Source organism: Actinacidiphila acididurans (genome assembly GCF_016918855.1).
In the GTDB taxonomy this organism is placed as follows: Bacteria; Actinomycetota; Actinomycetes; order Streptomycetales; family Streptomycetaceae; genus Actinacidiphila; species Actinacidiphila acididurans.
In genome coordinates, this window is record NZ_JADKYB010000044.1 from 23,131 (window position 1) to 34,426 (window position 11,296).

Consider the following 11,296-nt stretch of genomic DNA (forward strand, 5'->3'; position numbering starts at 1 on the left):
CCCGGGCGTCGGCACGCCGGGCGAGCTCAGGCGTCCGTACGAACGGCCACGGCGCCGTCCTCCGCGCCGCGCTCACTCCGCACCTTCCAGTTCCCGTTCGACCTGGGACACCGTCAGCCAGGGGGCGGGGGCCAGGATTTTGGCGATTTGGGGGGCGAAGGCCGGGGAGGCGAGGAGGACGTCGGGGGTGGGGCCGTCGGCGACGATCTCGCCGTCGGCGAGGACGATGACACGGTGGGCGAGATCGGCGGCGAGTTCGACGTCGTGGGTGGCCAGGAGGATGGCGTGGCCGGCGGTGGCCAGGGAGCGGAGGCGGTCGGAGAGGCGGGACTTGGCGGCGTAGTCGAGGCCGCGGGTGGGCTCGTCCAGGAGGAGGACGGGGGGTTCGGCGGCCAGTACGACGGCCAGGGCCAGGGTGAGGCGCTGGCCCTCGGACAGGTCGCGCGGGTGGGCGTCGCCGGGGACGCCCGGGAGGAGGTCGGCGACCAGGGCCGCGCAGGTGCCGGGGGGTGCGTCGGCGTCGCGGTCGGCGGCGGCGCACTCGGCGGCGACCGTGTCCGCGTACAGCAGGTCGCGCGGTTCCTGCGGGACCAGGCCGACCCGGCGGACCAGGTCGGCGGGCCGGGTGCGGTGGGGGGCGGCGCCGCACACGCTGACGGAGCCGGTGGCCGGCGGGAGCAGTCCGACCAGGGCGGACAGCAGGGTGGATTTGCCGGCGCCGTTGCGGCCCATGAGGGCGACCGTCTCGCCGGGGCGTATCTCCAGGCCGATGCCGTGCAGCACTTCGCGGCGGCCCTGGCGTACGGCGAGGCGTTCGGCGACGACCAGGGGGGCCGCGTCGGGGGTGGCGCCGGGCAGCGGCTGGGGCACGGCGTCGGCGAGGCGTTCGCGCAGCGGCCCGGCGCGGCGGCGGGCGTCGCGGACCGAGAGCGGCGGCGGGGACCAGCCGGCCAGGCGGCCGAGGGCGACCACCGGCGGATGGACGGGGGAGCCCGCCATCACCTCGGCGGGGTCGCCCACGACGGCGGGGGCGCCGGGCGCGGGCAGCAGGATCACCCGGTCGGCGTATTGCACGACGCGTTCCAGCCGGTGTTCGGCCATCAGCACGGTGGTGCCCAGGTCGTGGACGAGGCGTTGCAGCACGGCGAGTACGTCCTCGGCGGCACCCGGGTCCAGCGCCGAGGTCGGCTCGTCCAGGACCAGCACCGAGGGGTGCACGGTCAGCACCGAGCCGATGGCCACGCGCTGCCGCTGCCCGCCGGACAACGTGGCGATCGGCCGGTCCCGCAGACCCGCCAGGCCCAGCAGGTCCAGGGTCTCCTCGACCCGGCGCCGCATCGTGTCCGGTGGCAGGCCCAGCGACTCCATGCCGTAGGCGAGTTCGTCCTCCACGATGTCGGTGACGAAGTGGGACAGCGGGTCCTGGCCCACCGTGCCGACCACGTCGGCCAGTTCGCGGGGCTTGTGGGTACGCGTGTCGCGTCCGGCCACGGTGACCCGCCCGGCCAGCCGCCCCCCGGTGAAGTGCGGCACCAGCCCGCTGACCGCCCCCAGCAGCGTCGACTTGCCGACCCCCGACGGGCCGACGAGCAGGCACAGTTCCCCTTCGGGGACGGTCAGGTCGATGTCGCGGAGGGTGGAGTGGGTGGCGTCTTCGTAGGTGATCGTGACGTTTTCGAAGCGGATCACGCGGTGGCCTCCCGGACGGCTGGGGCGGGCGCGGGAGCGACCACCGCGGGGAGCAGGCCGAGCAGGACGGACAGGGCGGGCCACAGGGGGAGGGTGGGGGTGGTCAGGGGGAAGGCCGGGGGGTCGAGGGGGGTGGGGGCGTAGTGGGAGGCCGCGATCATCAGGGCGGCCACCGCGATGCCGGAGCCGGCGACCAGCCAGGCACGGGCGTCCCAGGGGTCGGGGCGGTAGCGGGTGCGGACCGAGCGGCGGCCGCCCAGGCGCAGGCCGGCCAGTGCGGCGGCGAGTCCGGGGAGCAGGACCCACAGGCCGTAGCCGGAGCCGGCTGCGGACATCAGGCCGTACGTGCCGGCGCACACTCCGAGCAGGCCGCCGAGGGTGAGCGCGGCCGTGGCCCGGCGTACCGCGCGGGGGACATCGGCGGTACGGCCGTATCCGCGCGCGTCCATCGCCGCCGCGAGGGCCACCGAGCGTTCCAGGGCGCCCTCGAGCACCGGCAGGCCGACCTGGAGGAGGGCGCGTACGCCCCGGTCGGCGCGGCCGCGCAGCCGCCGGGCCGCGCGCAGCCGGGCCACGTCCGCCACCAGGTGCGGGGCGAACGTCATGGCGACCACGACGGCCACCCCCGCCTCGTACAGCGCGCCCGGCAGCGACTTGAGCAGCCGGGCCGGGTTGGCCAGCGCGTTCGCCGCGCCCACGCACACCAGCAGCGCGGCCAGCTTCATGCCGTCCCGCAGCGCGAACACCAGCCCCTCCGCGGTGACCCGCCCGCCCAGGCGTACCCCCTGCGCCCAGTGCGGCAGCGGCACCTCGGGCAGCGTCACCACCACGTGCGTGCCCGGCACGGGGGAGCCCAGCAGCACCGCGAACACCAGCCGGATGACCAGAACGGCGAGCCCCAGCCGCAGGAAGGCCCCGTACGAACGGGCCCACGGCGCGTCGGTGCGGCGGGCGGCCACCACGTAGCCGGCGACGGCGACGACCAGGGCGAGCAGCAGCACATTGGTGGTCCGGGAGGCCGCCGTGGCCAGGCCCAGCGCCCACAGCCACCAGGCACCGGCGTGCAGGGTGTGGGCGCGGTCGGCGCGCGGGGCCCGCAGCGTGTTCACGGCCGCCGGCGGCGCGACTGCCACCGCGCCGCCCAGCCGATGACCGCGATCGCTCCCGCGGCGGCGAACCAGCCGATCTCGGGCCCGTGGTGCGGGCGGGTGCCGCCGGAGTCGCCCCCCGAGCCGCTGCCCGTCGCGACCTGCTCGCCGCATCCGGCGGCCGGGTAGCCGCCGATCGCGCACAGGATGCCCGCCGAGTCGTAGCGCAGCGGCCGGGCCACTGCGGCGAGCGCGTCGGCGGAACTGGCGTCGCCGGAGACCGAGGCGCACGCCGTGCGCGGCGCCGGGACGTGCTCGCCCCCGGTCGCGTCGGCAGCCGTGCCCGGGTCGATCACCAGCGCGATCCGCTTGTGCCCGGCGGCGGCCGGAGTCTGCCCGCAGATCGCGGCGAAGGTCCAGCTGCCCCGCGGCTTCGCCGCCTGATCGGCCGCGTCCCGGCTGACCGCGAACCGCCAGCCCTCCAGGTCCCCGTCGCGCGGCACGTGCGTGGCCGGCCCGGTCTGCGCGTACGTCCACCCGTTCGCGCCGTTCGTGGCGGTCAGCCAGTACGACCAGTACCGGTAGCCGGTGGCGTACGCGGGCGCCGCGGTGCCGAGGAGGAGGAACGCGAGCGCGGCGGTGAGCGCGAGGAGGAGGTGGCGGGGCTGCCTGTCCCCGCGGGGCCGTCGGGCGGTGGGGTCGTCCGTGATCCGGCCGACATGGGGCCGGCGGTCGCCCGTGGCGCCGAACCGCGGGAAGGTGAGCGTGAGGAGGGTGCGGCGGCGTGGTTTCTCGCTGCGGGGCCGACCGGCGGCTGGGTCGCCCGCGTCACCGCGGCCGGTCCGGCTGCCGTCAGCGGTGAGGCCGCTCGCCAGGGCGTGTCCGCGTACCGCCGCGCGGCGAGTCGGCGCACGGCCCGCGGGGCGACGCGCCGGGAGCGGTCCGCTGCTCATGAAGAGGCCGAGGGACGTCATCGTGCGGGGCGCGGCCCGCGTAGGGCCCTGCATCAGCTTTGCCGCCGGCGGGCGCTGAGGAGGAAGCCGAAGCCGATGCTCGCGACGAAGATCACGCCGACGATCAGCCAGGTGCCCGGACCGGAGGAGGACTTCTTCGACTTGTGGGCGGCCTGGTCCGTGCGGGTCGTGACGGACGCCTTGGCGGGGCCGGCCGCGGGGGCCGGGCCGAGGTTGGTGAGCTGGCGGACGAGGTCCGCGCCGGCCGCGTTGTGCGGGTCGGCGCCGGTGGCGTGGGCGGCCAGGATGAGCTGGGACAGGGCCGCCGGGTTGCCGTGCGACCAGGCGGTGGAGTGGCCGGCCAGCCAGGTGTACGCGGCCTTCGCCGTGCCGCTGTCGCCCCCGGCGGCCAGCGCGACCACCGCGTCGGCGGTGGTGCCGTAGTCGGGGGTGGGCTTGTCGGCGCCCGGGGTGAGCGCGGTCAGGTGGCCGCCGCCCGCGGTGAGCTGTCCGGCCAGCCACACCGCTCCCGCCGCGCCGCCGGCCTTCGGGGCGAGGCGGGCGTAGGCGTCCGCCGCGTTCCTGCCGTCGCCGCAGGCCGGCGCCGCCGGGGCGGAGGCGGCGGGCGGCGGGGTCACCACGAAGCCCGCGCCCTCGGCGGCGCGCACCGCGTCGGCGGTGGCCTTGGCGTTGACCGACAGCTTGCCGTTCATCGGGTAGCCGTAGGAGCCGCGGTCGGCGGGCTTGGCGGCGCAGCCGAACTGGAAGCCGTGCAGCGCGTCGAACGGAGTCCTGCCGGTGCGGGACCTGGTGGCCAGCGGGTCGTGATCGGCGGCGGCCAGCGCGCCGACGACCACGGCGGTGGAGTCGGGGTCCGAGGGGTTGCCGGGGTTGTACGGCCAGCCGCCGTCGGGGTTCTGCACCGCCGTCAGCCAGGCGGTGCCGCGGTTGACGGTCGCCGAGTGCCCGCCGAGGACGGCCAGCGCCTGGAGCGCGATCCCGGTGGCGTTGGTGTCCTCGGCCTTGGGCACGCACGGCTTGGCGGTGTCCGCGCGGAAGGACGGGAAACCGCCGTCCGCGCACTGCTGCCCGGTCAGCCAGTCGACCGCCGCCGCGGACGGCGTGACCCCCGCGGTGTGCAGCGCCAGCAGGGCGTATCCCTGCCGCCACACCCCGTCGTAGGTGGGGTCGGCCGAGCCGTACAGTCCCGCGGGCGAGGTGGCCGCCGACGCCGTGGCGGGCGTCAGCACGGTGGCTGCCGCCACGAGAAGCAGGGCGGCGGCGCGGCGCAGGGACATGGCGGAATCGGCCTTTCGGGGGACATGGGAGCCCCCCAGCCTAACCCGCCCCCGGCGGCGCCCGGCCGCCACCCCGGCGGTCATCTGCCCGGCGGACTGTTCTTGGCCGGACCCTGCCGTATGACCTGGAGGAAGTCCGCCAGATTGGCCCGCGAAGTGCGCAGCACCACCGCGGGGTTGTCGCTCTCCCGGAGCAGAACCGCGCCCCCGATCACCGCCAGCTCGACGCAATCGCCCTGCTCCTGCGAGTACGTGGACTTCTGCCAGCTCAGGGACGCGGTCATGGGCGGCCTTTCAGAGGTCTCGGGCGACGGCGTGGATGAAGTCGCGGGACTTGGCGCGGTCGAGCGCGACGGCGGCGAGAGTGTCGTACAGCACGCGGGAGTTGTTGAGCTGCGGCGCCGCGTGCAGGAAGCTCACGCCGTGCGCCGAGTCGATCTCCACGGTGTCGAGCTGGCGCACCGGCCCGCCGGCGTAGAGCATCGCGTGGCCGGATCCGATGTGGCCGTCCACCGCGAACGGGATCACCCGCACGCTGATGTGCGGCAGATGGCCGAGCTCCTGGAGGTGCTCGAGCTGGGCCCGGGCCACCTTGGAGCCGCCGAACCGCATGCGCAGCGCGGCCTCGTGGATCAGCGCCTCGTACGGCGGCGCGGCCTCGCGGTAGAGCACCCCGGACCGTTCGAGCCGGTGCGCCACCCGCGCCTCCAGCTCGTTGTCCGGCAGCGGCGGGATGGCGTAGCCGAACACGGTACGGGTGTAGTCCTCGGTCTGGAACGCCCCCGGGATGTGCGTGATCTGGATCGTGCGCAGGTGGACCGCGTGGTGCTCCAGTTCGGCGATGTCGAGCAGCGACGCGGGGACCACCCCGCGGTACGCCTCCCACCAGCCCTTGCGGCCCTGCCCGTTGGCCATGGTGACGAGCGCGTCGATCAGGTCGGTGTCCCCGCATTCGTAGAACGCGGCGAGGCGCCGTAACCGCTCCTCGCTCACACCGAGCCGGCCCGCCTCGATGTGGCTCACCTTCGCCGGGTCGGTGCCGAGCAGCCGCGCGGTGTCGCGGGCGGTGATGCCCGCGGCTTCCCGCATTTTCCGTAGCTCCGCACCGAGGCGCTCCTGGCGGGCGGTTGCGGTGCTTCTGAGCGGCATGGTGTCCCTTCTTGATGGTGGTTCTGAGTGTGCCGTTCCGCTCTCGCGGGGTCCAGATCGTTTCTGGAAAATTCGGCGGCAAGGTTGCAGAGGTGCATTATTGCCCCAAACTGCCCCGTGCCGCCACCCCCGCCCTGCGGACATGGAACATCCAACTCCCTTTCCGACCACGCGTGTTGCCCGGGTGCCGGAGCGGAGGGACCGGGCTCCGGGACGCGCCCCGCAGGGGCGCGAGCAACCACTCACCGGCCGAAGGTCCGAAGCGGACGAAAAGGGGCAGGGCGGACGGCGAAAAAAGCCCAAGCCGGGAAGACGCGGCGGCCACGGCAGGAGGGCAAGGTGCCGGTCGTCAGCCTGGTGCTCGCGCCACCAGTAAAACCGCCACTCTTCACCCCCGTCGCCCGCGCCCGCAGGGTGGGAGGTGATCACGTCCGCAAGATGTCCGGAAAGGCACCTCCATGGCGCACTCCAACACCGCATCGAGCACCGCAGCCGGCACCACTTCCGCCTCCTCCGCCCTCACCCGGTCGGTGCTGGTCACCGGAGCAACCGGCGGGCTCGGCCGCGCCGTGGTGCGCCGGCTGGCCGCCGAGGGCTGGACCGTCCACGCCGGGGTACGGCGGGACCCCGGCGCCGACCTGTCGCCCTGGCGTACCACCGCCGACCGTTCGCGTACCGAGGGCCCGTACGCCGGGGAGATCCGGCCGGTGGTGTTCGACGTCACCGACGAGGCCTCCGTGCGGGCCGCCGCCGAGCGGATCGGCGGGCGGCTCGACGCGCTGGTCAACAGCGCCGGCCTGATCACCCAGGGCTTCTGGGAGCAGGTCCCGGACGAGGCGCTGCGCCGCCAGTTCGAGGTCAACGTGACGGGCCTGATGACCGTCACCCGCGCGATGCTGCCCGCGCTGCGCGCCACCGGCGGCCGGGTGGTCAACATCGGCGCGCTGTCCTCGCTGGTCGCCCTGCCCTACTTCGGGCCGATCGCCGCCTCCAAGGCCGCGCTCGCCTCGCTCAGCGACAGCCTGCGGCTGGAACTGCGGCACCAGGGCGTCACCGTCAGCCTCGTCGAACCCGGCGCCATGGACACCGAGATCTTCGAGCGGGCCGAGGCCGCCGCCCGCGCCGACGGTCTGGCCGGTGGTCCCGCCACCGAACGCACCTACGACCGGGCCCTGACGGGCGCCCGCGCCGCGCTCGCCGCCCAGAAGCTGCGCCCGGTGGACCCCGCCGTCGCCGCCGTCCACCACGCCCTGACCGCCCGCCGTCCCCGGGCCCGCTACCTGGTCGGCCCGGACGCCCGCACCCTGCGCGTGCTGCGCCGGCTGCCCCGCCCGGTGCGGGACCGGCTGCTGCTGAACGCGCTGAAGCTCGGACCGGCGGCATTCGCGCAAGTCGGCGCCTGACCGCCGGACCCGCCGGACCCGCCGGATCCGATTGGTACCGGCCCCGGTGTGCGCCGCGCCCGGCCGGAACCGTGCGTTCCGCACGGTCAGGAGGTGACATCGGTGACTTCTGCCGGCCCGGCGCATTGTGAAAATCTCGGTCCCACACCGGCCGAGGGGGTTCGATGGACAATCGCTACGAGGTTTTCTGTTTAGCCGATCCGCATTTCTACGAAAGCCTCGACCGGTTGTCCGCGACCCCTTCCGGTGGCGCGCCGGCCGGCCTGGGGGGAAGCGGCGCGCGGCAGCGGACCGGTACCGAGCCGGCCGGTGCCGGTCCCCTTTTCGACACCGCGCGGCGCGAGGTCCCGGCCGGCTGGCGCACCCTGCGCAACGGCGACTGGCTGCACGTGGACCCCGAGCACAGCGTCGACCGGTACGCGATGCAGGGCTGGAAGATCCACGTGTCGGCCACCCTGCGGAACGCCGACAAAATCGCCGCCGAAGTGTGGGACTACTGTGTGCCGCGGGACATCCCGTTCAAATTCGTGCCCAGCGCGCAGCTGCTCCACCTGCGCAATTCGAAATACGCCGGCCGTGACACCAGCGGGAAATTCGTCACCGTCTATCCGGCGGACGAGGAACACCTCAAGGTGATCCTGGAGGAACTCGGCGACCTCCTCGACGGCGAGGACGGCCCGTACATCCTCACCGACCTGCGCTGGCGGGAAGGCCCGCTGTACGTGCGCTACGGCGCCTTCGCCAAGCGGTACTGCGTCGGCCCGCACGGCACCCTCGTGCCCGCCGTCGAGAACGCCGAGGGCGTCCTCGTCCCCGACGACCGCTCGCCCGCCTTCCATGTCCCCGACTGGGTGACCCTGCCCGACGTCCTGGCCCCGCACCTCGCGGCCCGCAACGCCACCACCGTCGCCGACCTGCCGTACCGGATCGAGAAGGCGCTGCACTTCTCCAACGGCGGCGGCGTCTACGCCGGGACCGACCTGCGCACCGGCGAGCAGGTGGTGCTCAAGGAGGCCCGGCCGCACGCCGGGCTCGCCGCCGACGGCGCCGACGCGGTGGCCCGCCTGGAACGCGAACGCGACGCGCTGGAACGGCTCGCCGGCACCGGCGTCGCCCCCGCAGTGCGCGACTGGTTCACCATCGGCGACCACCGCTTCCTGGTGATGGACTTCCTCGACGGCAAGCCGCTCAACTCCTTCTTCGGCCACCGGCACCCGCTGCTCGCCCCGGAGCCCGACCCGCGCGCCGTCGAGGACTACACGGCCTGGGCGCTGCGTATCCACGCCGCCGTCGAGAAGGCCGTCGCCGCCGTCCACGAGCGCGGCGTCGTCTTCAACGACCTCCACATGTTCAACATCATGGTCGGCCCCGACGAGGAGTCCGTGGCCCTCCTCGACTTCGAGGCGGCCGCCGCGGCCTCCGACAACGCGCGCCAGTCCGTCGCCCACCCCGGCTTCGTGGCCCCACCCGACCGCCGCGGCACCGCCGTCGACCACTACGCCCTGGCCTGCCTCCGCCTCGCCCTCTTCCTGCCCGCCACCACCTTGCTGGCCATCGACCGCTCCAAGGCCGCCCACCTCGCCGAGGTCATCGCCGCGGAATTCCCCGTACCACTGGACTTCCTGGCGGAGGCGGTGGCGGAGATCACGGGGGAGGGGAGGCGGGTGCCGGTGGCAGCGGGTGTGGGGTCCGAGGGTGCCGCGTCCGCGTCGGTGGCGACCACGGCTTCCGTGCCGGCGGCTGCGGGGTCCACGGCTGCCGTGACCGGGCCACGTGCGTCCACGGCTTCCGTGCCGACGACTGCGGGGTCCACCTCGGCGGCGACCGCTGTCGTGCCCGCGCCAGTCGCGCCGGCTGCTTCCGGGTCCGGGCCCGCGACCTCGGCGGCGAGCCTCGTACGCGTCCCCGCCCGTTACCTGCCCGCCGATCCGGTGGACTGGCCCGGGGCGCGGGACGCGATGGCCACCGCGATCATGGCGTCGGCCACGCCGGACCGCACGGATCGGCTCTTCCCGGGTGACATCGCGCAGTTCGCCGACGGCGGCGGGCTGGGCCTCGCGCACGGGGCCGCCGGAGTGCTGTACGCCTTCGCCGCGGCCGGGCTGCCCCGGTACGAGGAGGGGGAACGGTGGCTGCTGCGCCGCCTGGACCCGCCCCCGCACGGCATCGGACTCGGCCTGTACGACGGCGTGGCCGGCATCGCCTGGACGCTGGACCGGCTCGGCCACACCGACCGCGCGGTGGACCTGATGCACACGCTGCTGGCCGAGAACTGGCGGCACCTGGCCTCCGACCTGTACGGCGGGCTCGCCGGGATCGGCCTGGTGCTGGACCACCTCGGCCGTACCACCGGCGACACCGAGCTGCGCGACCGCGCCCTGGAAGCGGCCGGCATCGTCGCGGGCCGCCTCTCCGCGCCGCCCGGAACGGCCGCCCGGCGCGCCGGCCTCATGCGCGGCGCCACCGGCCCCGCCCTGCTCTTCCTCCGGCTGTACGAGCACACGCGCGCCCCCGCACTCCTCGGCCACGCGGCCCGCGCCCTCCAACTCGACCTCGACTCCTGCGTGACCACCGCCTCCGGCTCCCTCGAGGTCGACGAGGGCTGGCGCACGATGCCCTATGTCGGCGACGGCAGCGCGGGTATCGGCCTGGTCCTCGACGACTACCTCGCCCTGTCCGCCGGCTCTGCGAAGGGCTCCGACTCCGTGACCGCGCCGTTGAACGGCCACTCGACGGCTTCGCCTCATTCCGTGGGCGCCTCTTCGAACGGTCACCCGGTGACCTCACCCGACCCTGCCGGGGGCGACCCCGGAGCGGTCGGCCGGTTCGAGGAGGCCCGGGTCGCGATCGTGCGGGCGGCGACCTCCCGGCTGTACGCGCAGCCCAGCCTGTTCGCCGGGCGGGCCGGGATGATCCTTCACCTGGCCAGGACCACCGCGCCGGTACCGTCCGGCGCGCTGGCCGCGCAGACCGGCGCCCTCGGCTGGTACGGCATTCCGTACGCCGGCGGGCTGGCCTTCCCCGGGCACCAGATGATGCGGCTGTCCATGGACCTGGCCACCGGCACCGCGGGCTGCCTGCTCGCCCTCGCCGCGGCCCGGGACGACCACCGCGCACGGCTGCCCTTCCTGCCGCCCCTCACGGGTGGCTCCTGATCGCGGCTCACGAGGCCATACGGGTCCGTATGGCCTCGGGGGGCCGTTGCTCCACCGCTCCATTCAAACCCACCCGTCACTCCTGTGACGTCAGTGAAAGGAAGCCGTCATGGCCCTGCTCGACCTGCAGAACCTGGAGCCCACCGACCGCGGCCACGAGGGGGGTCAGCCCGCGAGCTCGCTGAGCCTGCTGAGCTGCGTCAGCTCCGTGAGCTTCCTCGTCTGCCTGTGATCTGACGTTCCGCCCATCCCGCCGGGTGCGGCCCTTCCCGGGCCGCACCCGGCACCCACGTCCCCCCGGGCCGCAGCCCGGCGCCGCCTGACGCCGGCCGGGTTCGCCGGGAGTGCCCGGGCCCCGCTTGGCGGCGGGCGGCGCGGCCAGCCCACCGCCGTGGCGCGGGTCGCCACCGACCCGAAGGGGCAGTTGCTGTCGTGTCCGGACCACCGGCCGGTGGGTGGTTGCTCGCGCAGTTCCCCGCGCCCCTGCGGGGCGCTCCCGGCGAACCGCACGCCGCCAGGCGGGCCCTGGGTTCCCCGGCGAACCCGCACTCGCCGCGATCC

9 protein-coding genes are annotated in these 11,296 nt (G+C 75.0%); 3 read left to right on the forward strand and 6 right to left on the reverse strand.

What is annotated here, in order from left to right:
- Nucleotides 1-72: 72 nt before the first annotated feature.
- From ITX44_RS39965 to ITX44_RS39985, 6 genes are all read right to left on the reverse strand, one after another.
- Nucleotides 73-1,689 (reverse strand): ABC transporter ATP-binding protein, encoded by a 1,617-nt coding sequence (locus ITX44_RS39965; RefSeq protein WP_205364968.1) that lies wholly within the window; start codon nucleotides 1,687-1,689, stop codon nucleotides 73-75.
- Nucleotides 1,686-2,822, reverse strand: a complete 1,137-nt coding sequence (locus ITX44_RS39970; RefSeq protein WP_307795715.1) for a CbiQ family ECF transporter T component — start codon at nucleotides 2,820-2,822, stop codon at nucleotides 1,686-1,688. The genes ITX44_RS39965 and ITX44_RS39970 overlap by 4 nt, the downstream gene beginning before the upstream one ends.
- Nucleotides 2,795-3,487: an SCO2322 family protein gene (locus ITX44_RS41980; RefSeq protein WP_372441105.1), complete on the reverse strand. Its 693-nt coding sequence runs from the start codon at nucleotides 3,485-3,487 to the stop codon at nucleotides 2,795-2,797. The genes ITX44_RS39970 and ITX44_RS41980 overlap by 28 nt, the downstream gene beginning before the upstream one ends.
- Nucleotides 3,488-3,783: 296 nt before the next feature.
- Nucleotides 3,784-5,028: an SCO2321 family membrane protein gene (locus ITX44_RS39975; RefSeq protein WP_205364972.1), complete on the reverse strand. Its 1,245-nt coding sequence runs from the start codon at nucleotides 5,026-5,028 to the stop codon at nucleotides 3,784-3,786.
- 80 nt (nucleotides 5,029-5,108) lie between these two features.
- Nucleotides 5,109-5,312, reverse strand: a complete 204-nt coding sequence (locus tag ITX44_RS39980) for a DUF397 domain-containing protein (protein WP_205364973.1) — start codon at nucleotides 5,310-5,312, stop codon at nucleotides 5,109-5,111.
- Between the two features lie 10 nt (nucleotides 5,313-5,322).
- Nucleotides 5,323-6,177 carry a helix-turn-helix domain-containing protein gene (locus ITX44_RS39985; RefSeq protein WP_205364975.1) on the reverse strand — a complete coding sequence of 285 codons (855 nt, stop codon included), beginning with the start codon at nucleotides 6,175-6,177 and terminating at the stop codon, nucleotides 5,323-5,325.
- Between the two features lie 458 nt (nucleotides 6,178-6,635).
- On the opposite strand from ITX44_RS39985, the gene ITX44_RS39990 reads away from it, so the two are divergent.
- The 3 genes from ITX44_RS39990 (at nucleotide 6,636) to ITX44_RS40000 (ending at nucleotide 10,967) form a co-directional block, all read left to right on the forward strand.
- A complete protein-coding gene (locus tag ITX44_RS39990) occupies nucleotides 6,636-7,580 on the forward strand; it encodes an SDR family NAD(P)-dependent oxidoreductase (RefSeq protein WP_205364982.1) in 945 nt (314 codons plus the stop codon).
- Between the two features lie 164 nt (nucleotides 7,581-7,744).
- Nucleotides 7,745-10,735, forward strand: a complete 2,991-nt coding sequence (lanKC, locus tag ITX44_RS39995; protein WP_205364992.1) for a class III lanthionine synthetase LanKC — start codon at nucleotides 7,745-7,747, stop codon at nucleotides 10,733-10,735.
- A gap of 109 nt (nucleotides 10,736-10,844) precedes the next feature.
- Nucleotides 10,845-10,967, forward strand: coding sequence for a SapB/AmfS family lanthipeptide (locus tag ITX44_RS40000; RefSeq protein WP_205365001.1), 123 nt, complete (start codon nucleotides 10,845-10,847; stop codon nucleotides 10,965-10,967).
- The last annotated feature ends 329 nt before the right edge of the window (nucleotides 10,968-11,296 follow it).

Coding starts and splice junctions, on each gene's coding strand:
- ITX44_RS39975 (WP_205364972.1), bottom strand. CDS start 5,028: ATGTCCCTGCGCCGCGCCGCCGCCCTGCTTCTCGTGGCGGCAGCCACC.
- ITX44_RS39980 (WP_205364973.1), bottom strand. CDS start 5,312: ATGACCGCGTCCCTGAGCTGGCAGAAGTCCACGTACTCGCAGGAGCAG.
- ITX44_RS39985 (WP_205364975.1), bottom strand. CDS start 6,177: ATGCCGCTCAGAAGCACCGCAACCGCCCGCCAGGAGCGCCTCGGTGCG.
- ITX44_RS39990 (WP_205364982.1), top strand. CDS start 6,636: ATGGCGCACTCCAACACCGCATCGAGCACCGCAGCCGGCACCACTTCC.
- lanKC (WP_205364992.1), top strand. CDS start 7,745: ATGGACAATCGCTACGAGGTTTTCTGTTTAGCCGATCCGCATTTCTAC.
- ITX44_RS40000 (WP_205365001.1), top strand. CDS start 10,845: ATGGCCCTGCTCGACCTGCAGAACCTGGAGCCCACCGACCGCGGCCAC.